The 21,291-nt window shown below is 64.6% G+C and carries 20 protein-coding genes; 10 read left to right on the forward strand and 10 right to left on the reverse strand.

Annotated features, from left to right (window positions below):
* The first annotated feature begins 6 nt into the window (after positions 1 to 6).
* The 6 genes from KIH74_RS38515 to KIH74_RS11100 all read left to right on the forward strand — a co-directional run bounded on the left by KIH74_RS38515 (position 7) and on the right by KIH74_RS11100 (position 6,524).
* Complete coding sequence (locus KIH74_RS38515) at positions 7 to 1,056, forward strand: glycosyltransferase (protein ID WP_214155767.1); 1,050 nt, start codon at positions 7 to 9, stop codon at positions 1,054 to 1,056.
* Positions 1,057 to 1,375: 319 nt separating this feature from the next.
* Complete coding sequence (locus KIH74_RS11080; RefSeq protein WP_214155768.1) at positions 1,376 to 1,855, forward strand: serine O-acetyltransferase; 480 nt, start codon at positions 1,376 to 1,378, stop codon at positions 1,853 to 1,855.
* Positions 1,852 to 3,183, forward strand: a complete 1,332-nt coding sequence (locus KIH74_RS11085; RefSeq protein WP_214155769.1) for a lipopolysaccharide biosynthesis protein — start codon at positions 1,852 to 1,854, stop codon at positions 3,181 to 3,183. The genes KIH74_RS11080 and KIH74_RS11085 overlap by 4 nt, the downstream gene beginning before the upstream one ends.
* A 2-nt stretch (positions 3,184 to 3,185) precedes the next feature.
* Positions 3,186 to 4,178 carry a hypothetical protein gene (locus tag KIH74_RS11090; RefSeq protein ID WP_214155770.1) on the forward strand — a complete coding sequence of 331 codons (993 nt, stop codon included), beginning with the start codon at positions 3,186 to 3,188 and terminating at the stop codon, positions 4,176 to 4,178.
* Positions 4,179 to 4,228: 50 nt separating this feature from the next.
* Positions 4,229 to 5,362 carry a glycosyltransferase family protein gene (locus KIH74_RS11095; protein ID WP_214155771.1) on the forward strand — a complete coding sequence of 378 codons (1,134 nt, stop codon included), beginning with the start codon at positions 4,229 to 4,231 and terminating at the stop codon, positions 5,360 to 5,362.
* 16 nt (positions 5,363 to 5,378) lie between these two features.
* Complete coding sequence (locus tag KIH74_RS11100) at positions 5,379 to 6,524, forward strand: acyltransferase family protein (RefSeq protein ID WP_214155772.1); 1,146 nt, start codon at positions 5,379 to 5,381, stop codon at positions 6,522 to 6,524.
* A 4-nt stretch (positions 6,525 to 6,528) separates the two neighbouring features.
* Here KIH74_RS11100 and KIH74_RS11105 read toward each other — a convergent pair whose 3' ends face one another.
* Positions 6,529 to 7,437, reverse strand: coding sequence for a beta-1,6-N-acetylglucosaminyltransferase (locus KIH74_RS11105; protein WP_214155773.1), 909 nt, complete (start codon positions 7,435 to 7,437; stop codon positions 6,529 to 6,531).
* On the reverse strand, positions 7,434 to 8,495 hold the full coding sequence (locus KIH74_RS11110) for a glycosyltransferase (RefSeq protein WP_214155774.1): 1,062 nt from the start codon (positions 8,493 to 8,495) through the stop codon (positions 7,434 to 7,436). Before KIH74_RS11110 ends, KIH74_RS11105 begins: the two co-directional genes overlap by 4 nt.
* Before the next feature lie 562 nt (positions 8,496 to 9,057).
* Between KIH74_RS11110 and KIH74_RS11115 the strand changes: the two genes are divergently transcribed.
* Complete coding sequence (locus tag KIH74_RS11115) at positions 9,058 to 10,275, forward strand: hypothetical protein (protein ID WP_214155775.1); 1,218 nt, start codon at positions 9,058 to 9,060, stop codon at positions 10,273 to 10,275.
* On the opposite strand, the gene KIH74_RS38520 is transcribed toward KIH74_RS11115, so the two are convergent.
* From KIH74_RS38520 to KIH74_RS11145, 6 genes are all read right to left on the reverse strand, one after another.
* Entirely contained in the window at positions 10,265 to 11,668 is a 1,404-nt protein-coding gene (locus KIH74_RS38520; RefSeq protein WP_214155776.1) for an O-antigen ligase family protein, read from the reverse strand. The genes KIH74_RS11115 and KIH74_RS38520 overlap by 11 nt on opposite strands.
* A gap of 172 nt (positions 11,669 to 11,840) precedes the next feature.
* A complete protein-coding gene (locus tag KIH74_RS11125) occupies positions 11,841 to 12,944 on the reverse strand; it encodes an acyltransferase family protein (RefSeq protein ID WP_214155777.1) in 1,104 nt (367 codons plus the stop codon).
* Between the two features lie 169 nt (positions 12,945 to 13,113).
* Entirely contained in the window at positions 13,114 to 14,340 is a 1,227-nt protein-coding gene (locus KIH74_RS11130) for a glycosyltransferase (RefSeq protein ID WP_214155778.1), read from the reverse strand.
* Positions 14,337 to 15,230: a glycosyltransferase family 2 protein gene (locus KIH74_RS11135; RefSeq protein ID WP_246572234.1), complete on the reverse strand. Its 894-nt coding sequence runs from the start codon at positions 15,228 to 15,230 to the stop codon at positions 14,337 to 14,339. Before KIH74_RS11135 ends, KIH74_RS11130 begins: the two co-directional genes overlap by 4 nt.
* A gap of 477 nt (positions 15,231 to 15,707) precedes the next feature.
* On the reverse strand, positions 15,708 to 15,905 hold the full coding sequence (locus KIH74_RS36190) for a DUF397 domain-containing protein (RefSeq protein WP_214155780.1): 198 nt from the start codon (positions 15,903 to 15,905) through the stop codon (positions 15,708 to 15,710).
* Positions 15,902 to 16,705 carry a DUF5753 domain-containing protein gene (locus tag KIH74_RS11145; RefSeq protein WP_214155781.1) on the reverse strand — a complete coding sequence of 268 codons (804 nt, stop codon included), beginning with the start codon at positions 16,703 to 16,705 and terminating at the stop codon, positions 15,902 to 15,904. Before KIH74_RS11145 ends, KIH74_RS36190 begins: the two co-directional genes overlap by 4 nt.
* Before the next feature lie 146 nt (positions 16,706 to 16,851).
* Between KIH74_RS11145 and KIH74_RS11150 the strand changes: the two genes are divergently transcribed.
* Positions 16,852 to 17,184, forward strand: a complete 333-nt coding sequence (locus tag KIH74_RS11150) for a hypothetical protein (RefSeq protein WP_214155782.1) — start codon at positions 16,852 to 16,854, stop codon at positions 17,182 to 17,184.
* Here KIH74_RS11150 and KIH74_RS11155 read toward each other — a convergent pair.
* On the reverse strand, positions 17,169 to 19,295 hold the full coding sequence (locus KIH74_RS11155) for an acyltransferase family protein (RefSeq protein ID WP_214155783.1): 2,127 nt from the start codon (positions 19,293 to 19,295) through the stop codon (positions 17,169 to 17,171). The two genes, KIH74_RS11150 and KIH74_RS11155, sit on opposite strands and share 16 nt — an antisense overlap.
* A gap of 114 nt (positions 19,296 to 19,409) precedes the next feature.
* Entirely contained in the window at positions 19,410 to 19,736 is a 327-nt protein-coding gene (locus tag KIH74_RS11160; protein WP_214155784.1) for a hypothetical protein, read from the reverse strand.
* 316 nt (positions 19,737 to 20,052) lie between these two features.
* Between KIH74_RS11160 and KIH74_RS11165 the strand changes: the two genes are divergently transcribed.
* A complete protein-coding gene (locus KIH74_RS11165; protein WP_214155785.1) occupies positions 20,053 to 20,604 on the forward strand; it encodes a hypothetical protein in 552 nt (183 codons plus the stop codon).
* A 114-nt stretch (positions 20,605 to 20,718) separates the two neighbouring features.
* Positions 20,719 to 21,255 carry a hypothetical protein gene (locus tag KIH74_RS11170; protein ID WP_214155786.1) on the forward strand — a complete coding sequence of 179 codons (537 nt, stop codon included), beginning with the start codon at positions 20,719 to 20,721 and terminating at the stop codon, positions 21,253 to 21,255.
* Positions 21,256 to 21,291 lie beyond the last annotated feature (36 nt).

Genomic DNA, 21,291 nt, shown 5'->3' on the forward strand with positions numbered 1-21,291 from the left:
CCTCGGGTGCGCGTAGTAGTTTTCGATTCCAACGCCCTGAATCCCTACGGCGCGGAACTTGCCGAGGTTCTGGCTGACGCAGGCTATGAGGTAACGCGCTGGTGCCGAGTGCGAGATCCGTTTCCGGATGACAGAGTTCGCCAGCACCGGGTGCTGTGGGCGAGTCGTTGCCAGGTCGGACTGCTCGGGGCTGTGCTCTCTCGCTACTGGGGTGTGCTCCTGTTCGTTCTGGTGCAGAGTCTTCGGCGCAATGACGTGGTGGTCATGACCTGGCTACAGGCCAAGTTCGATCTGCGGGCCGGCCTGTTTCTGATCTGGATAGGCCGCAGAGTGGTCTACATCGACCACAACCCACTACCCGCCCGCCCGTTGCCTGCGGGGTCCGAGCGTCTGATGGCGCGGATGCGCCGCTCCGCCGCCACTCGCGTCGTCCACACTCAATACTTGCATGAAAAGGTTCGTTCTGCGGGCTGTTTTGTGGCAAGGCATCCTTCGTACCTGCGCTGGGTGAATCAGTACGGGGCCCGGGCCGAGGCAGGTGCGAGAGAACCGCGGGCTCTCTTTCTCGGCGCCCTGCGGAAGGACAAGGGAGCCGACGACCTGCCGTCGCTCGGCCGGGCTCTGCGGGACGCGAAGATCCGCATGGTGGTGGCCGGTCGGGGAGTCGTGCCAGGAATGACGCTGGCCCAGATGCAGACCTGTGACGAGTTCGAGGCTGTCGGTAGCGGGCGCACGCTGTCGGATCAGGAGATCGCGTCGCAACTGCGTTCCAGCATGGTGCTTCTGGCTCCGTACCGAGACGTCACGATGAGCGGCTCCATCATGATGGCGCTCTCGGCGGGGGTGCCGGTCGCTGCTTACCCGTCGGAGGCATTGAAATCGACCTTGCCGCAGGAGTTCTTCGTGGAGACCAATGATCCTGACGATCTGGCCGATCTGGCGCGGCAGCTGGTCGACAGCACGGATCAGTGGCGTGACCGCTTGGACGTGCTGATTCAGCAGACCGATCGGGGGTGCGCGGAGGACTGGCGCCAGATTCTCTCCGGTGTGAGTTAGCCGTCCTTCGATCAGGTATGAGCGGGTCGGTTGAATGTGGGAGATCCGGCGCCCAGCGGGCAACTGGCGGACAGTGATCGCGTAATCACGCTACGGTATCGTCATTCACGACCGGTGTGTCGCAAAAGGGTGCCATCGCCGCAGCTGGCCCAGGGGAAGAGCGTTGCACGGACGCCGTGACGACCATCCGGAACGTCGACGACCTGCGTGAGGCGCTGTGGTGCTGAATTTTCGTGACCTTGTGCAAGACATCGCATCCGACGTGAGGTGCCAGTACACGACCAAGCCGCCCACGGTCGGAGTGTGGTTGTGGGGCCTCATGACCCGGCCTGGACTGCTGGCCACCACGCTCATGCGGCTTCAGGCCCACCTGAACGAGGGCGGCGCGGTGCGAGCGGCGGCCGTGACGAGAAGCGTGAACTCCGCGCTCACCGGGGCCGACTTCATTCCGGGCTCGGTCATCGGGAAATCCCTCCTGATCAGCCATCCGAACGGAATCGTGGTGGGTCGCGGCACCCGGATCGGTGACCGGGCGGTGCTGCTCCAGCACGTCACCCTGGGCGAGCTCCATGCCGATGGGGCCGGACCCCACGCTTATCCGGTCCTCGGTGATGACGTCGTCATCGGTGCCGGCGCCTGCGTGCTGGGCGGCATCCGGCTCGGCGACGGTGCCCGGGTGGGAGCGAATGCCGTTCTTACACAAGATGTTCCGGACGGGGGACTGGCGGTCGGCGTCCCGGCGCGGGTCATCCCGGCTGTCGTCCGTGTCGACGCCCGGTCCGGTGAGAACGTTCGATGACAGATCAGAAGGCGAGCGTCTCCTTCGGGCGTCAGCTGCTGCGTAACACCGGCATGCTGATGGGGACCAGTCTCATCGGTCAGGCGGCTTTCGCTCTGCTGTTCGTCGTCATGGCACGGGCGAACAGCCCGGCCGAACTTGGCACGGCCATGGCGTGTTACGGGGTCTGCCTGATCATCGGTGATGCCGCCGACTTCGGCAGCACTCCCCGCACACTGCGGGACGCGGCCGCCAGGAAGATCGACGACGCGGGAATCCAGAATCTGTTCGACACCCGGAACCTGCTCGTTCTGGGGGTCGCGCTGCTGTGGCTGCTCTCCACGCCCTGGACTCCCCTCGACCTTGTCGAAAGCCTTGCTGTCGCGGTCTTCACGGTCCTGCGGGTGAACGAGGTGGCGGTCCAGGGGCTCCTTCAGTCCAACGAGCAGTTCCTCGACGCGTCCCGCGTGACCGTCGCGGAACGGGCGATGACCCTGCTGGTGGGCGGCATCCTGATCTTCTCCGGATGCCCTGCCGTTCTCGCGTTCTTCGCGGCGCTGAGCACCGGGGCCCTGACCGGGCTGCTCCTGGCGCGCAGCCGATGTCGGCGCGCCGTGAGCCTGCGAATCGGGTTCCAGGCATTGCGGCAGCTCGGACCGTACCTGGCCTATGGCAAGGTGTTCGCGCTCTCCGGGCTGATCACCAACTTCCTGATGCTCGACGCGGTCATCATCACCGTGCTGGCCGGTGCCGAGCAGGCGGGCTTCTTTGCCATCGGTGCCCGGCTCACCGGGCCGTTCGGGGTGGTGTCCACGAGTCTCGGCTCGGCTCTCACCCCCCGGGTGTCCGCCGTGTCGGACCGGCGGAACCTCTTCAGAGGTCTGCTGGTCGCCGCGGGCATCACGCTGGGGGTGACCGCTGTGGCCCTCGGCGTCGTGTTCCTGGCAGCCGGGCATCTGGTCGATCTGCTCTTCGGCTCGGAGTACACCTCCTCGGTCGTGGTCGTGCGGGCCTACGCCCTGGCGGGGATAGTCGTCTCGGCGACGCAACCTCTGGCCAGCTACCTCCAGGCCTCGGGACGTGCCACGGGTACGGCCTGGGCGCTGACGCTCGGTGTGAGCACGCATCTGGCGCTGGTCGCCTACGGTTCGGCCGTGGACGGTGCCGCCGGGGCGGCGCGTGGCTATCTGTTCGCGAATCTTCTCGTCCTGGTGCTCCTGGGCCTTCTTCTGCGGACCGGGGGCCGCGAGGAGAAGATGCCGGAGGACGGCCCCGCCGCACCCGCACCCGCACCGGCCATCGACCTGGCCACACTCAACGACGACACGGGAACTGCGAGGGTGCGCTGACCATGACAATTCTGGCTTCTGGGTTCCACCGTCCGCTTCGGCGGCTGCCGTCCACCCTGATCGGTCTGGAGGTGGAACCGAGGATCAACTTCTTCCTGGTCAACCATCCCCAGGTGCGGCGCCGGCTGTACCGCTCGTCCGCGGTCCCCGGGGTGCAGGCGACCGGGTCGGTCCTGTTGCCCAGCATCCACTACCGGGCCGGCATGGGACACCGGGTGAGCAGCTGGATCAGCGCCTTCCTGCTGTCCCGGAAGTACGGCGTCCCGCTCGTGCGCCTGCCCTGGCGCGATGACTGGGACACGTTCCTCGGACTGGATGAAGAACCGCTGTGGACGCCCGAACACGGGCGGGTGTGCCTTCTTCCGCCGGTGGGCCGGCAGGGAGATCTCCCGGGAGAGCAGCTCTTCGACGATCTGATGGCGCGGAATCTGGGACGGCCGGTGACCCTGCGTCTGCCCCTGGACCCCTTCTCCTTCGACCAGTCCGGCGCTTTCGGTGAACTGGCCCGCCGATACTGGCAGCGGCACACCCGCCCGGAGCGCGGCCGCGCGGTGAGAGTCTCCGTCCACGTCCGGCGCGGTGACGTGACGAGCGCCAACGGTGAACGGTTCCGGGGCCTCGAATACTTCGAGAGGCAAGCGCGGGCAGTCGTCGGCGTGCTGGACGATCTGTCGATGCCCTGGAAGGGACTCATCCATTCCCAGGGCAGCGGAAGCGAGCTAGAGCCTTTGCTGGATGCCGGGTTCCAGCTGGGGGGCGCGTCCAGCGAGTTCGAGGACTTCCACGAGATGGCCTGTTCCGACGTGCTGATCGCGAGTCCGAGCAGCTTCAGCATGACCGCGGGCATGATTTCCGGTGGTGCGGTACTGCGCCCTCGGCAGTGGTACCACGCGTTGCCGGCCGATGACCGATGGGTCGGCACCGAGAACGACGGTTCGCTGGACGACGAAGACCTCCGCAAGGCCGTCCACACCGTGTGCGCGCGGATCGGCTGACGCGGATGCTTCCCGGAGCACGCCGCCCCGAAGATCCCGACGAGATATGGGTGGTCGAGCCCTCACCCACAGGTCACCGCCTGCAATACGCGCGGGCCCTGATCGATCAGGCGATGAACCTCGGCTGGCGGGTTCGCCTGGTTACCTCTGAAAGGGCACTGAGTTCGGCAGAGTTCAGGATCCACTTCGGGTCGCTTCCTGAACTGCACGACGGTGACCGGATCTGGGCTGTCAGCAAGAACGATGATCTGTCTTTCTCGGCGGTGCGTGCCCTGGCCCTTTCGCTACGGGCAGCGGCCGACCCGCGGACGCTGGTCATCTTCCCCGATGGTGATCAGCATCTGTTGCCGTGGCTGGTCATACCGCGATGGAACGCGCGTGTCTGCTTCCTGATCATGAGGATCCCGACGGGGCAGATCGTTTCGCGACGCAGCGCGCTGGTGAAAAGGGCTGTTCTCGCTGGGGTCCGCCTGCGCGGGGCCAGGCTGGCCGGACTGGTCTCGGCTCTGGCACCGGCGCGTCAGGGGCTGATGATGAATGAGGTGCAGGATCTTCTGCCGAATGACGACTTTCCTGATGTGCGCGTCGCCAGGCGACGATTCGGGATCGCCGAGGACAGCACGGTCTTCCTGCTCATCGGCGGCATCACCGACCGGAAGTCACCGGCCGAACTGCTCCACTGGATCGCCGGGACGGAGGCTGCCGAGCATCCCGTGCTTCTGGTCGTCGGAGCCGTGTCGGAAAACGTCCGTGCTCTGTTCGAGAATGATGCCGCCCGGGCCCTGATCGACCGTGGCCGTCTGGTGCTGGCCGATGGTTACGTCGAGCACGACGTGATGCTGGAGGCCTACGCGGCAGCCGACATCATCATGCTCTTCTATGCCAACAACGCCCCCAGCGGCATCGTTGCGCATGCCTACATGGCGGGACGGAGCGTCGTCGCCTGGAACAACGAGAGCATCATCGCTGACGTCAATCGCTGCGGTATCGGAGAGATCGCGGACGGGCGCAGGCCCGCCGACATCGAGCAAGCCGTCCTGAGGGTACTCACGGGACCGAATCTGGCCGCGCACAACCGGCACTCCGTGCTCGAAGAGCGTCGCAACGCCTTCTTCAAGGGCATCAGTGGCCTGGACCTTCCAAGCACGGCACCCACAGCTGTGGCAGAGCGACTGTCCGACTAACCACAGGGGACGACCCGTGAAGCACAATCCTGCCCTGGACGGTCTCCGGGGTATCGCCATTCTGGCCGTCGTGCTGAGTCACGCCCTGGCCACCCGGGGATTCAGCGGTGGCTGGATCGGCGTGGAGATCTTCTTCGTGCTGTCCGGATATCTGATCACCAGCATCCTCATGAACGAGTGGGACGCTCGGGGGGAGGTATCGCTGCGCCGCTTCTACTACCGGCGTGTTCTCAGGCTGTACCCGGCCCTCATCACCCTGGTCATGGTCGGTGCGGTCTTCGGGTCTGTGCTGGGGTACGGCGAGAGCTACGCCGGCTATCTGCTGACGGCGATCCTCTGTGTGTCGTACCTGATGGATTTCTCGCTGTTCTTCTTCGCCGACTACTTCACCGATTTCGGCCAGCTCGGGCATGTCTGGAGCCTGTCGGTCGAGGAACACTTCTACCTGCTGTGGCCGGTCGCCCTGCTGGTGTTGCTCCGTCGTCGGGTCGACCCGCGGTGGGCCACCGCCCTCGCGACGCTGGTGTCGGTGGTCCTGTTGGCCACCACGGGTGGGCGCCTGATCGGGGTCACCCCGGCGTCCTACTTCGCGCCTCACACCCAGGCTTGCGCTCCGCTGATCGGGTGTCTGCTGGCTCTTCAGATGCGGCGCAACCGGACGAGCGTTCTCCTGGTACGGCGGGCCGCTCAGGTGGGTTTCGTCGGACTGCTGGGGCTGGCCGGGACGTTCGCCTACGCGAGTGCGGTGCCGAAGGCGGAAGGACTCGTCCCGCAGGTGATTCTGTCTGTCGTCTTCTCTGCCCTGGTCATTTTCGGCGTCAGCGCCGACCGGGCCTCGGCCGGAGCGAAAGCCCTGAGCCTGAGGCCTCTTCGCTGGATCGGGAAGATCTCCTACGGCTGGTACCTGTACCACCTGCCGCTCGAGATCGTGCTTCAGCGCTTTCTCCCGATTCCCGACGGGGCGGCCATCATCATCTCGGTACCCGTTTCGCTGCTGGCGGCCGCTCTGTCGTATCGCTACATCGAGGAACCGTTCCTGCGGCGTAAGCCGAAGACGGTGGCGGCGGGGCACCCGGCGCCGGGAACCGGCCGTCCCGTGGATCGAATGATCGTTCTGGACGGCCGGCCCGTGGACGCGCGACAGGACAAGGCGGGATTCTGATCCGCTAGTGAGTGGCCACCAGGGTCGCATCGATGGCGTCGAGAAGTGGTGAGCTGTTCTCCAATGAAACCTTTCGCACGAAGAACTTGTCCGATGCCGACAGCCGGCCGAGATCGGACAGGGTGAAGATCTTGTTCAGGCTGGGATCGATCTCGTGGAAATTAGCCATGCGGTAGGTGCCCTCGCCGATGAAGCGCTGAGGGGCGCCTCCCGGCATCTCCTTGGCATACGGCGAGTTGGCGACCATGCTGTGGATCGTCTTCTCGTCCGGCGCGAAGGAACGGGCCGTGTATCTCGCCACAGGCGAGGTCGGGAAACCCTCCACGATCCACTGCACGCACTCACGCGTCAGGGCAACCCATTGCGAGCCGAAGGTGAAGATGGTTCCCTCCGGCGCCTTTCGGTCCATCCTGCCTGTCGTGTCACGTAGAAGCCGCATGAGGACGCGGCGTGCCTGGGGATGGTCGAGGCGGCCCGGCAGGTGCAGGTCCTGGTTGTAGAGGCCCGCCAGATGGCGATAGTACTTGCCGAGGGCCGGAGTGATCTGGAACATCCGGATGTGCTGACGATGCGGTGCGTTCTGGAGATGCTGCTGGAATTCGTGCAGCGGCTTGATCGGATAGTCCTGGCCCGAGAGCAGAACGATGTGCTCACCGTCGTGCGTGGAGCGCAGCGCTTCCCGGTAGGCGGCCATGGTGGCGCGGAGCATGCTGAAGCCTGCCCAGTTCACGGAGACCCGGCTCGGGTCCGGCACGAAGCGCACGCGTGGCCCGCAGTGCTCGGTGGCGAGCCTGAAGTCCCTGGCGCGTGACTTGCCGTCGACGTGGACCACGACGTCGTGCGGGGCAAGCCGCTCGACGAGCCGGCTGAGAAGGAGTGGTTCGCGGTGGGCGAGTACGGCGAACGTGGTCATGCGTGGTCTTCCTCCGAACGGCCGTCGATGACATTGATCATTCGATCCACGACCGCCTCGACGGTGGGAATCGTTGTGCCAGTGTGGATACGCCCATCACTTGCGGTCCGGGCCGTCGCCTGCCGGGAGAATTCGAGGGGATCGTCGGGAAGCACCATGACGTCTCGTCCCGGACTCAGGAACTCGTACTCAGGCGCGTGATAGGGAAAATTCGTGGTCATGACCGGTAGGCCGAGGGCCAGCGCGTCCACGGCCACCAGGCCGACCCGGCCGGGCATCCAGATGCTTCGTGAGACGGCACCCAGGTCGGCGAGGCCGGCCTGATCGGCGTGGGGCAGGTGGGCGATGTACCCCTGGGACTTCCCCTCGGCCAGAAGCGCTTCGTCGGAGCCAGATCCGGCCACCAGAAGTAGAAAACGCGAGTCGCTCAGATGGGCGTGCCTCGCTGCCTCGGTCAGGAAGGCCACGCGCTTGTCTGAGTCGAGACCGCCCACGTAGCAGGCGACGTGCCGACCAGCCACGGAGAGGTCCAGAAGCTCGGAACGGTCCACCGGCCGGGTCATCCGGGCCTCGAAGGCGCGACGTAGCCCCACGGTATCGGTAGCATTGCCGACGGCGGTGATCTTCCGGACCGGAACTCCGTTGCCCCGCAAGTGTTCCCGGCCGGAGGGAGAGTAGGTCATCACGTGATCGGCGAGGCGGCACTGAAGCATCTTCAGCCGCTCGTTCACCCGACGGCTGGCCGAGGTGTACGACTTCCCGTGACCCCAGAGCACGATGCGCTTGTTGCGCCGGCGCCGAAGTACCAGGTCCCAGGTATTGAGGTTGCCGGCGTCCAGCTCAGTCACACAGACGTCGGCGGAGGCGATGAGCTGCTTCAGCCCGGTGCGCACCTTGAACTCGCCGGGAGGGGTTCTGAAGGTGCGCGAAGGCACGACATGCAGCCAGTGACCCCGAGACTGGTCGCCACGCAGGGCTTGTCGGCCGATCGGCTGACCGGCGGCAACGACCAGCTGGTCGCCTCTGTCTGCCAGGCGGTCGGCCAGCGCGTCGAACAATGGCTTACGGTAGGCAGGTACGTAGGGCTGTAGGTACAGAACCTTCATCGACCGTCCCGGCATGGTTCGCTGACTCTCGTCACAGGGTCATCCGTCTCTCAGGAATCAGGGCGAGGCACTTCCGGACCACACGCAACTCGCTGGCCCCAGATGAGACGAACCGCATTCAGGGGACAATCGCGCAGTTCCAGGCCATCGATCAGATACGGCGAATCTCAGGCTACTGGAGAGAGCCCTTGTCGATGGTGCTGATAACCATTCGTCCGTGCGAAGTCTCATCAACTTGAGGGGGACATGAGATGTATTCCCGAGGCATGCGTCCACTGTTCGGCTGTAAACGAGAGTCGATGAGGACGGTTCTGCCATGCGAGATGCCGGTAACCAACCGGTGTGTCACGCGGATATGGTCGTGATGCCCGTGAGATTCCTGATGATGATGCCCTGTGCAGGCCACTTTTCGTAACATCAGTGGGTTGCGGGCCGCTGGAGCGGTAGGGAAAATCTGTAGGTGGTAACCCTAGAGGCCTCCCGGCTGCCGGAATCGTCTCCTCCGATCCAGGAGGTGGAACCTCCGACGACGGCCGACAAGGCGATCAGAATCGTGACGGTGGGTACCGCGGTCGTCGGCCTTCCCAGTCCGACCACCTGGAATCCGCTGCCGCTCTCGATCGCGTCCCTCTTCTACGTCCTGCTCCTGGGCATCATTGTCGTCGGTCTCCTGGGCCCGCGGGTGGCATACGCGCAGCCGTACGCTCGGGGCACCTTTTTCCTCACGGCCAGCGCGTACGTGACGGTGAAGACAGTCAGCCTGCTGCTCGGCGCCACGCCGGCCTCGATGGCGGACTTCATCCAGGCGTACAAGGCCTACTTCTTCCTGGTGATCCTCACCTGGTTCATCGGAAGAGGATGCTTTACCTTGCCGGCGCTGGCGACGACGGTACGCGCACTCCTGGTGATCACGTTGCTGAAGTACAGCGTCTGCATGGTGGCAGGGGGCCCCCGGCCGGCGATCTGGACCGAGAACAACTTCGAGCTCATGGCGATCATGGGATTGACCTACCTCGCGTTCCCGGCTCTGGGTGCGCGGAAGTCGGCCTGGGTGGGCGTCCTCTGTCTGATCGTGGCTCTCTCGGAGTCCCGGTGCTCCATCATCGAGCTGGGTGTCTGCCTCCTGGCCATTTACTTCCGCCCGTCCTCGAAGACCTTCGCCGTCCGCGCCGTTCTTCTTGCCGCGGCCGGCTTCCTGGGGGATCGCGTATTCACCGCCCGGATGGAAGCCGGTGGTGGTGGCCTGAACTCGACGGATCGGTTCCAGTTCTGGAAGATATTCGTGACCGAGAGCCAGTCCTGGTCTCTGCGGGAGTGGCTCCTGGGTACTCCGCCGCTGACCCCGCTGTCGTCGGGGTCCTGTGAGCGACTGACCTCATGGAGCGGGCTCTTCAGCAAGTCAGGAGTCGGCGACGTGTGTTACTCGGTGGCGCTGCACATGTTCGCCCTGCGAGCCGTGATCGATCAGGGGATCCTGGGGCTCACATTCCTCCTGGTCTTCTTGTGGCTCGGGCTCAGGGTGTCCGGAGCGAGCCTGCGAGATCGTCTGGCCTTGATGGGTATCGGCGTGGCCAATGCGCTGTCGGTGTCCAGTTTCAACTCCGAATACATGCTGCTGCCTTTGGCGGTGGCCATGGGGTTGCAGCGTCGGTCTGTGGAGGCAGGAGAGCGGCTCTCAGAGGCCCCCGCCCGGACTCGGAGAGCAGCCGAACTGGGAGAACTTACAACGTAGGTGAGTAAGCCATCCTCATGGGGCTGACCGGCAGGAGATCTCTGCCCTCAGGTGCTTTCGGGACGCTCATGTTCGGGCTCTGGTCACCGATGGCGTCGTGTGCGCGTTCTGCCGCGTGAGCGTGACTCGCCAGCGCAGCGACGAAAAGTGTCACAGCCAGGGCCAATCCCTTGTCGTCGGTCCATGCGGCGAAGGGAGTCAATCCGAGCAGAATGATGAGCCACCCCCGTGCCGCAGCGTGCAGGCGGAGTGGACCGGTCAGCGCGCGCACACGACGGGCTGACACGACGACCGCACCGAGGTAGACGATCAGGGCGCCGGCGCCGATGATCCCGTACTTGGCAAGCACCATCCAGGGAGAGTCGACCGACCAGAAGAAGCCGGGCCCTGTGCCAAGCCACGGATGCGCGTGAAAGTAGGCCTGAGTCAGTTCGTATGCACGTTGACGACCCTGGAAGGATTGATCCTGCTCGGCGCCGCCGTGCAGCACGGCGAGGCCGTTGCCGAGCTTCTCAGCGATGAAGTTCGGATCGTCCACCAGACGTCCTGCGAGCAACGGCACGGTGGTCATGACAGCTCCGGTGGCCAGCACCATGTAGACAAGCATGCGTGCCGGGTGTACGCCACCACCACGGCGCCGGAGCCCCATGACGCCGAAGAAGCCCGCGACGAAGACAATGCCGGTGCGCGTGCCAGTGACGAGGATGAGAGCCAGCATGAGCACCGCGACGGTCAGCCAGATCCCAGCGCGCTTACCTCCCTGGCCGGTGTGGGCCAGGGCATAGGTGAAGGCCAGAGCAGTGAAGACCAGTGACGCGAGGGTGAGGCGATCGAGTCCCATGGTCGAGGCTCCTCGCAGTGACAGCCAGGCCACGCAGAACCCGATCGCGGAGATCAGGCCGATAACGGCGATCAGAACTCCCATGATGCGGGGAGGGATCTGCCGTCCGGCGTCGATGCCGACGACCGGCAGCATGGCGAGAAGGATGTACGGGATCACATCTGTGAGCCACGCGGAGAAGGGCACATCAACGCTGCGTGAGACGAGGAGCGAGATGCTGAGTACCGTGATCAGGAAGGCACCGGCGTAGATCATGGGACGGAAGCATCTCGTCGTGGTGCTGGAGGTGCGAGCGATGTGGAGTCCGGACACGGCGCAGCAGACGACCGCGATCGCGAAATAGCCCTGTTTTGCTGCGGCGCCGGCAGTTTGAAAGAGTAGAAGTCCTCCGACAACCACAGTGACGAAGCGGGTCCAGGGTTGCGCGACCAGCAAGGCCAATACGGGAAGTCCTAGCCCAGCTGCCAAACCCACGACTGGTGACTGCACCATGAGGTGGGTGGCGATCAGCACGAGCAGGCTGGCCGGGGCCAGGACTTTGGCGGTGTGCACTTGGCGAGTCTGCCTGCTGAACCGGGTACGGCGGTGCCGGATACCGGGAGCTCGGCCGTTTGCCTGATTCATCAGGTGTTGGGACCCATGGTGTTGGTCAGCCTCATGTATGAGGATGACCAACACCATGGAGAGCGGGTGACAGCATCGCGTAATCGCGAAACTTTGCGGATCAAGAGCTGACGGTCCGAGGGGTGCCAGATCGCTGTGGCTCGGTCAGATCGATGATTTCGTGACTGGATCGCGACGGGGCGTACTGCTTCTTGCGGCGAAGGAACGGCGTCTCGATCCAGCGGTATGAGGCCGAGGCGAGGAGCATCGACCCGGGTAGTGCCAAGGCGAAGCGAACCCCTCCGTCGGCGACATAGTGGTCAAGTATGGTGAAAACTGGGAAGTGGTAGAGGTACCAGCCGTAAGAGATCTTTCCCATCCAGCGCAGTGGTCCGCACTCGAGCAACCGCGCCGGCTGGGACGACTGGTCGATGACCACGCCGGTGATGACGAGCGCTGCCGCACCGGCGGCGCCGACGGATTCCGGAAACAGATAGTCGTTGCGGGGAAATCGGTCGGCGACTGCTGCTACGACTGCCAGTCCGGCGAGGCCCGTGACGACCATCGGCGCACCCAAGGGGTGCATCGAGTACCGTCGCCGGTCATGCAGAACAATCGCCAGCAGGCACCCTATGAGCGGAGCGAAAGCGCGTGCGTGGGGCGCAAAGTATCCCGGTGGAATCTGGTTCGCCTCGCTCACCCGGTAAATCCAGAGGAAGACCAGCGCCACCACGATTGATACGGCTGTCAGCGCACGCAAATTCCAATGGCGTTTGAGTGCAAGAAAGAGCACCGGAGGCCAGGCGAGGTAGAAATGCTCTTCAATGGCCAGGCTCCAGGTGTGCCCAAGCCCGGAGTTCGGGTTGCCGGCCAGGAATGACACGAGGTCGGTCATGTAGGTGATGCTCATCAGCGCGTCGAGACCGAATTCATGCCAGGAACCACTAATGATTGGCCCGAAAGGGATACAGAGGAGGACGGCTGTGATCAACGCCGGATAGAGGCGAAGCGCTCGACGAATGTAGAAGCGGCGCAGTGAGATCGAGCCGTAGCGGTTCCACTCGGTCATGAGAATCTTGGTGATCAGATAACCGGATAGAACGAAGAAGACGTCGACCCCGATCCAGAGGCCGCCACCTCCGCGAGTAGGAAGGACGTGTGTGATGATGACGGCCAGAATGGCCAGTCCTCGGACGCCATCGAGCGCAGTGATGTGCTTGTTCAAGTCTGCCCCCCGATTGATTACGGAAGGTATATATAACCACGCAGAGAAGTCAGTCGGGAGTGTACTGGCTCTTAGTCCGCTGAATGTCGTAGCGTCAGTATCGTTCGAGGTGCCTTATGGTTTGGGGTGGATCCGCCTGAAAGCTGTCCGAAGGAATGGTTTGAAATCATCATGCTTGGAATTCATCCATCGACGGGCGGCTACGTCGAGGTCTGAGTGCCGACGGAGATGCTCGTCTCGGTGCGCTCTGACCTCGGAACTCGGTTTCCTCGGCAAGATTTCGCTGGATGACGTCGACGTACAAGCCCGTAAGGTTCTGCACCATGACGTCTTTGGTCCAGCGCTTGTGATATAGGCGGCGACCGTTCTCAGAGAGTGCGGTCTGTCGGGCCGGATCGCCGAGCAGGCCGGAGAGTGACTCGGTGATCGCCTCCACCGTGGGCTCGGCGAAGCGCGCGGCGTCTGCCTGGCTGATGATGTGCCGAAGAGGGGTTTCGGTGGTCGACACAACGGGTGTGCCGATTGCCAGTGCCTCTACCAGAATCAGACCGAAAGGCTCGTGACGAGAGGGAAATACGAAGGCTGTGGCCTGCGACAGCTGTTCGTCGAGCTCTTCGCGACTCAACTCGCCCACATACTGGATGCCTTGCTGGTCCGGGGATTCCGCGCAGAACTTGCGAAGTGCTGACAGATCGCCCTCGTCGCTGCCCGCCACGACTCCCTGGACGTCGTGTCCCAGGGCGCGGAGCCGCATAACGGCCTGAGCGAAGACCATGACCTGCTTGCGAGGATGAAGACGTGAAGCGAACAGCAATCTCGGGCGTCCTGGTGGAGGGCCCCAGGCGCGCGAAGGAGCCGCTGCGGAGTTGTGGATGGTGGTGTGACCCACCGTCGCGATCCCGAAGGACGACAGCTGCGGAACTTCGGCATCCGTGATGGTCAGGAACCGGGAGACCCTCCTGAGCGTGGGACGGGTGAAACACCTGTCGAACGCCTTGAAGATGAAATTCCTGGGTTCCTGGAGCATTCCGTGGGGCTGGGCCACCACCGGAACTCGCGAATGGCTTGCTGTCTGTACTGCGTTCAGGGACAGGAAGTCACGGCACACATGAACGTGAGCCAGGTCGGCGTCCACCAGCGAGCCGAGAACTGCCTGCTTCCAGCCTCGGCCGACCAGGAGCCGAAGCCCCATCGGCTTGACCACGGGACGCACCGGAACGAGGGTGACCGGGAATCCCCGCAGGTGCGAGGGTGGGGCTTCCCCCAGCCAGCCCGCCACCACGGTGACCTCGTGGCCGGTCTCCCGCAGGGCGGTCACCTGGTTGACCACGACTTCCCACACCCCGCCGGCCACCGAGCCCGGGCCGGCGAGGCTGGTGATCACCGCGATCTTCACCGGTGATGCTCTCGGTCGGTTGTGTCGGTGGTGAGATCGATGGTGGGTTCGCTGTTCTGGAGGGAAATCTCGCGCCGCTTGACGCTGATTTGCCAGAAGTAGAACGCGTGGGCGACGGCGTAGTGGAAGCCGGCCTTACCGTCGAGAAAGCCCCGCCGGGCTATGAATGAGTACATGAAGAACGCCAAAGGCTTGAAGGGGAGCCTTGCGTAACGCTTTCCACGCTCGGTGCGGGCTCCCTGAACCGACTTGGCCAGCGATTCGCGCTCGGCCAGGTGGGCTTCCCAGTCGCTGTAGCGATTGTGACGCGAGAAGTAGTCGAACAGCGGGTCGCGGTCGTTGTGCTGGAGAGTGCCGGTGAGCCGGCCGACGGTGCCGTTGACCGTAGGCTGGTAGTGGCCCTCCACCTCCCACATGTTCTTCACGCCCAGGTCGTCGACGTGAGGCCACTCGGCTCGGGTGCGGTCGAGGAGTACGCGCTTGGTGACGCGGTGACCGTGGCGCAGCATGCGTCCGAGAAACCAGTAGTCCAACTCGACGTCGTACGCCGCGTCCCTGAGTTCGCCCTTCGTCAAGGCAGCCAGCTCGGTGGCCAGCTGGGGTGTGACCATCTCGTCCGCGTCCAGATACAGCACCCAGTCATGCTCATGAGGCAGATTGAGGAGCGCCCATTCCTTCTTCTTCGGGTATCCGCCGTTCCAGGTGAACTGGACTACTTCGGCGCCGTGGGCCTCAGCGATCTCAAGGGTCCGGTCAGTGCTGTGACTGTCGACCACGAACACCTGCGCGAAGGGGGTGACGCTGCGCAGTGTGTGTTCCAGGACCCGTTCTTCGTTGAGTGTCATGATGATGACGGAGATCGGGATGGAGCCAGGGGAAGGCAACTTCATCAAGCTCACCTGCTCCTTGACGTCGGACGCAATGCTCTGAGCTGACGGCGACTCTGCTGTCAGGAGGCGGTTGCGGCAGTAGATACGGCACTAATTGTGCTCGATACACTACTGCAAGTGACACCGAAGAGTGAGTGTGTTGCTGCTTGTGGGGCGGTATGACCACCGGATGCCTGGTTGGCATGGGCCGTCCGCAGTGCGTTCCTCGCCTGAAGGGGGGATGCGATGTGATACCCGGTCTCTCGCGAATCCTGCTCCCCAGCTTGATGAATCAGCGGAATCTTTACTGACGAAAGTGGTCGATTTTCGGTCGCGACGCTCCCGTCCCAGGAATCACCCCGGGAGTACTTCCCGTCAGGTGCTGCATGACTTGTTGCCATGCAGGCGCATCAAGACTGCCTGGCAATGCACTGATTTGAAACGCGGAGTGAACGCAAGAGGCCCCCGGCCACTGCCGAGGGCCCGTGCCAGCCTGTCTCAGACGAGCCCGTCGAACTCCTGGTGCTGGGCCGCCCGCAGCCACGCCCCGAACTCATCACGGCTGACGGTCAGCACCGCACCCCGCGGGTTCTTCGAGTCGCGCACCTGCACAGAGCCGTCCATGGCCCGCATCTCCACGCAGTCGCCGGAGGCGGTACTGGCGCTGGCCTTGATCCATTCAGGTTTGTCGTTCACTGCCACTCTCCAATGTCTCGGGAGGCTTTGCTCGCAAGACTAGCGGCGTTGCGAAAATCTGTAACCACGGTCGGATTGCTGAGTATCCGGCCGCCGTCGATGTGCTCGACGTACGCGGCATCTCCGATATTGGTGCTGATCAGCGTGAACTGGCCAGGCAGTCCAGGGGCCGACGGAAAGTCCTGAGGTATGAACCGGATCTTGACGCCGTCGCGTTGCCCGAGCAGGTGAAGGTGCTCCATCTGCTCCTTCATGATCGAACGGCTTCCGACCACGCGCTTGAGGGCTGCTTCTGACATGACGGATTCGATGTGGACGTCCTGACGGTTCCAGAAGGCGATCTGCCGAGCCTGGCGCTGCTTGAACTGCTGTTCAGCATGCTCCGGTGAGGGGTAGATCCAGTCCTGCTGCATAGCTGCGTGGTATTCGGGTGTCTGGAACAGGCCGTGAATGACGTCGATGGTCACCACGGTCAGCGCCTGCGCCCGCCCCTCCATCCGCAGGTAGAGCCCGAAACGCGCCGGGTTGCTGGGGTCGCTGAAGGTGGTCTCACTACTGGCCAGAGCCATGTCGCAGAAGAGCGCGGTGTCCAGCGCCGACAGCCCGTAGAGCTCGCACAGCACCTTGACGTCCGCGTATCTCCAGGGCCCCTGGCCGGTTTCCATGCGCGAGAGTTTCTGGCGGCTGCCCACCTTCGCCAGGGCGACGTCGCTGAGCGTCTTGCCCCGCCTCTCACGGATCTCCCGTAGCTCCCTGCCGAGCTCCGCCCCGACCGACCACTTGCCCGCCCCGTTAGTCATTTCACGATCGTGGCACGAAACAGCCGTCCATCTCCTCTGTCCAAAACGTGAACTTGGAAATCAGCTCCCGAGCGCACAAGCTTTGATGCAGGCCGCGAAGAGCGAGCTCAAAAGCATTCCAGGATCATCATTATGGGGGAGCGATGATGCGAGAGATCGAGTATCCGGCCGGTCATCGCTGGCACCGCACGTCGCTGGTCGATCTGGAAGCCGTCGACCACGAGCGCGTCGTCGGCATCGTGCGGGTGACCGGTGACGTCGTCCGGGTCAGGGTCGCGCAGCGGGTTGACTTCGACCTTCTGGTGGATCCGGTGGTGGTGCGGGCGAGCCGCCCGCGGATCACCCTCGGAGACACCTTCGAGCTGACGGCTCCGCAGGCCCGAGAGGTGGCGCGGCAGCTGCAAGAGGCCGCCGGCATCGCGGACCACGTCTCCGGCCGCCTCCGTCCACGCCTCGTGACGAGTCAAGCGTCCCTCTGACCGCTCCACCGCACCGGTGAGCACGGGTGCAATCCCGGTGCGGTGGAGCCACCACCGTGACGCGTCGACCCATCCCTCCGTCGAGTCGCGTCACGAAGGGCTCCGGCCGTGTCCCGGTGCTGAGCACGCTCAGCCCGGGCGCGGCCGGGGCCGCCCCATCCCCGGGAGCCGGCTCCCAAACGTCCCGAAACCGCGCGCTCCACAGCCCCGACCAGCCCGTCCGCCAGCGCCGCCGACCCCAGCCCGTTCAGATGCTCGTAGTCCAGATACCCCAGCCGCCCGTTCACCACGGTCGAGCAGGTGCCGCCCCGGCAGAAGACGTCCCAGGGATCGAACGTGACCATCGAGGGCAAAGCCGTGCGGAAAGCGTCCTCTGTCGTCCGCGCCTCACCCTGCCAGTGCAGGATGTCCGCCTCGCTGCGGGAGCAGCGGAATCCGACGAGACCGCCCAGGCACGGGCTGATCTGGGTGTGGTGAGGTGGTGCCAGGTTGGGAACATCTCGCACGTACAGCAACGGAACCCCGGCCTCGTCAACCTCGCGCAGCGCCGGCTCGATGACTTCGGTTGCGTACGAGGGGCCTTCGCGGTCCAGGTGGGCGGTCAGCCATGAGGTGGTGATCACCAATGAGGGACGCCCGTCGCCGGTGACGCGGTCGAGCAGACTCGAGTTGAGGTCGCCACAGTTGGGCACGGCCGAGCTGGTGGCCTCCCGGCTGAACACGCAGCCGGCCCCGGTCAACGGCAGCACGTCGTAGCCCAGCCGCTTTCCCGCCTCCACCACGCCGGTCGAGATGGCGTTGGCGTGGGAGTCACCGACCAGCATGATCCAGCCGCGTGGCCGCGGCACCCGCACCATGCACCGATCGACGTCGGAAGGCTCGAAAGACCGTCCGTTGACCATGCATTCCATCGTGGTTCCGGCGGTGGGCACCATCCGCTCACCGGCGTAGTCGCTGCTCACTGTCACGGCCGAAGAACCGAACAGGGGGACGACGAAACAGGCCGCCAGCGCCCCGGCGCCGGCCAGGGTCGCGGCCCCGAAGGCGGCCGGAACGGCGATCCTCAGGCCGCGGATCGGCTGCTCCACGTAGCGGAAGCCGGCCCAGGCGGCGGGCACGCTCAGCAGAGCGAACCAGATCAGCGGCAGGTTCGGCCACAGCAGACCGCCGAACAGGATGAACGGCCAGTGCCAGAGGTAGAGGCTGTACGACAGGTCGCCGATGCGCACCACGGGCCGGGTCGCGAGGAGCGACGTCACCGGGCCGGTGCCGGCGGCGATGACGAGGGCCGTGCCCAGCACCGGCAGCAGGGCCGCGGTTCCTGGCCAGGGGGTGTTCCGGTCGATGACGAAGTTCATGCCGAGTAGCGTGGCCGCTCCGACAATGCCCAGGCAGGAACCCAATTGACGGCCCGGGCGCACACGCTCAGCGGGCAGGAGCGCCAGCAGGGCCCCCACACCGAATTCCCAGGCCCGGGTTGGGGAGGAGTAGAACGCGAAGTCGCTGAGGGCGATGGGACCGTAGCGGTTGTCGCTGTTCGTCGTCCACAAGGAAAGTGCGAACGAGAACCCGGTGACGACGGCGACGCACGCGACGGGTACGCCGACCGGCCGCCGCAGGCGCCGCGCCAGCCACCAGGCCGCGAGCATGATGAACGGAAACGCCAGGTAGAACTGCTCTTCCACGGACAGCGACCAGACGTGCAGCAGCACGTTGGACTCGGCGGCGTTCGCGAAATAGCCACCGGTCCAGCGCAGGATCACGAAGTTGCCGGTCAGGGTGATCGCGCCGGCCGCCGTCTTCGCGGTGGTCTCCTGTGGGCCCAGGGGTGGCTGGATCAAGAGCGAGAACAGCAGGACGACGAGCAGCATCACCAGTAGCGCGGGAAACAGGCGCTGCACCCGCCGGGCGAAGAACCGGCCGACGCGGAACTCGCCGCGTGCATGCAGGCGCTGCATCTGGCCGGTGATGACGAACCCCGAGATGACCAGGAAGACGTCGACCCCGGCGAAGCCGGCCGGAAATGGAACGGCGGAGTGGAACAGGATGACCATGATGACGGCCACCGCCCGCAGGCCCTGGACGTCGGCGCGATGAGTGTGTGGTGACACGTGCTTCCCCCGAATCAGCGTGTGCGGGAACGCTAGCAAGGGGAGACGGTTACGGGTGGGTCGCGGGTTCCGTACATTCCGCCGTGGTCCAGACCGATCTCTGGCGCAGAGCGTCTACGCGCTGGGTCGGTGCGAGGTCAGGCTCTCGGTGGGATCGGCATCGCCGTAGCACTGAGTCCAAAGACGGTGCAGGTGATCCAGGAACTCCCCGTGTGTGTCGAACTCCCAGCCGGTCTCTTGTTCGTATTCGCTCGGTGAGAGACCGCCTGAGAGGCTTTTCGCGAAACCTCTGCGAAAGCTGTCCAGTGTGGATTCTGTACGAAGGTTTACCATCCTGGTTGCAAAGTTTTTCTCCCAGCCGGAGAGCAGGGCGTTGACGTGCATCATTCGCCCTGAGTATTCGAGGAATGTTTTGATGTCTGGGTCGTTGGTGTCGGGCATCATGGTTCCTTGGGTTCGGGGAACGTGGCGATCAGATCGTATGATCCGATGGAGTTCTTTCTGGATTGGCCAGAACAAGACATTCGGACCACCTGATTATGCCTAGCCGGATTTTCCCCTGCCTTCTGAACTGCGCAACGCCCGTCCGGGCCCGGCGGAGGCATGGTGGTTCGGTGCATTCAGTTGATGTCGCCCAGGCCCAGCGAAGGTTCCGACGGTTCACCGGCGCCGTCCTTGATCATCGTGGCCCCGATTGTCCGGGATACTGGACCGGCGCGAGGGCTCTGGGTGCTGGTTCGAGGGGTTGGTCTGTGTGATGTCCAAGCGGTCGGTCAAGGTGGGGGCGCTGCTGGCGACGCCGTGCGCGGCGCTGCTGCTGGCCGGTTGCGACGCCGCCCCGGGAGAGCCGACGGCGAGCAGCAGCGCGTGGACGTCGGAGGCGGTCCCGACCGGCGCCGCCCCCACTCCGGAACGGCGGCTTGACCTGGCCAGGATCGAGGCCGAGTACGACGTGGAGCTGCTCCGCGATCTCGGGCAGGACGCCGAGGCCGACCGGCAGCAGAGGGTCTTCGAGCAGCTGGTGGCCGGTGAGTTGCAGCCCGATCCGGATGGTTTCGGCGATGCCGCCTGTGCCACGGTGAAGAGGATGCTGCCGGCTCTCGGCCCTTCCGGCGCGAGGGGACAGGACACGGTGGCCCGTCTCCTGGGTTACACGGTGATGGTGGCGACCGCGGACGTGAATCAGACCATCGGCGGTGCGGACACCGATGCGGTGCTGAAGAAGACCTGCCCCGCCGAGCGGGCCGAGCTGCTCAAGAAGGTCGAGCTGAAGAGCGTCGACGATGTCCAGGACCACTACGAATCCTGACCGGCCCGTGCCCACCATGATCATCGCGGCACGGCGCGTCCGGGATACTGGACCGGCGCGGGGGTTCTGGGTGCTGGTTCGAGGGGTTGGTCTGCGTTGTCGAAGCTTTCGGTCATGGTGGGGTCACTGCTGGTGGGGTCGTGCGCGGCGATGCTGCTGGCCGGGTGCGACGCCACCTCTGGCAAGCCGACAGCGAGCAGCAGCACGTTCACCTGGTCTGCGACTCCGCCCACACCCGAGCCCACCTCCGAGCAGCGAATCTCCCACGTCAAGTCCTTGGTCTGGGTCGAGACGAGGAACGCGCGCGACGCCGGCCGTGTTGACGAGGCCGAGCAGAAGCAGAAGATCTTCGACCAGCTGGTCGCCGACGAGTTACAGCCTGATCCAGATGGTTTCGGTGATGCCGCCTGTGCCACCGTGAAGAGAATCTTGCCGAGCCTCGGCTGGGCCGGGAAAGACCTCGACCAGGAGGCCGTTTCCATGTATCTGGGTTACACGGTGATGGTGGCGTTCGCGGACATGAACCAGACCATCGGCGAGGCGGACACCGATGCGACGCTGAAGGAGAATTGCCCCGCCCAGCGCGCCAAGCTGCTCAAGAGGGCTGAGCTGAAGAGCGTCGACGACGTCCGCGACTACTACGCCTACTGATTGACCACGTCGGGCAGGGTCTCCGATGCCGGAGAC

Origin of the sequence: Kineosporia corallincola, from assembly GCF_018499875.1 — a bacterium.
Classification (GTDB): Bacteria; Actinomycetota; Actinomycetes; order Actinomycetales; family Kineosporiaceae; genus Kineosporia; species Kineosporia corallincola.

Bases quoted from the DNA above. Each gene is read 5' to 3' on its own strand.
- KIH74_RS11105 (WP_214155773.1), bottom strand. From the start codon at position 7,437: ATGACCACGTTCGCCGTACTCGCCCACCGCGAACCACTCCTTCTCAGC.
- KIH74_RS11165 (WP_214155785.1), top strand. From the start codon at position 20,053: ATGTCCAAGCGGTCGGTCAAGGTGGGGGCGCTGCTGGCGACGCCGTGC.
- KIH74_RS11080 (WP_214155768.1), top strand. From the start codon at position 1,376: ATGACCCGGCCTGGACTGCTGGCCACCACGCTCATGCGGCTTCAGGCC.
- KIH74_RS11085 (WP_214155769.1), top strand. From the start codon at position 1,852: ATGACAGATCAGAAGGCGAGCGTCTCCTTCGGGCGTCAGCTGCTGCGT.
- KIH74_RS11135 (WP_246572234.1), bottom strand. From the start codon at position 15,230: ATGAAGTTGCCTTCCCCTGGCTCCATCCCGATCTCCGTCATCATCATG.
- KIH74_RS11170 (WP_214155786.1), top strand. From the start codon at position 20,719: ATGGTGGGGTCACTGCTGGTGGGGTCGTGCGCGGCGATGCTGCTGGCC.
- KIH74_RS11145 (WP_214155781.1), bottom strand. From the start codon at position 16,705: ATGACTAACGGGGCGGGCAAGTGGTCGGTCGGGGCGGAGCTCGGCAGG.
- KIH74_RS11090 (WP_214155770.1), top strand. From the start codon at position 3,186: ATGACAATTCTGGCTTCTGGGTTCCACCGTCCGCTTCGGCGGCTGCCG.
- KIH74_RS11150 (WP_214155782.1), top strand. From the start codon at position 16,852: ATGCGAGAGATCGAGTATCCGGCCGGTCATCGCTGGCACCGCACGTCG.
- KIH74_RS11160 (WP_214155784.1), bottom strand. From the start codon at position 19,736: ATGCCCGACACCAACGACCCAGACATCAAAACATTCCTCGAATACTCA.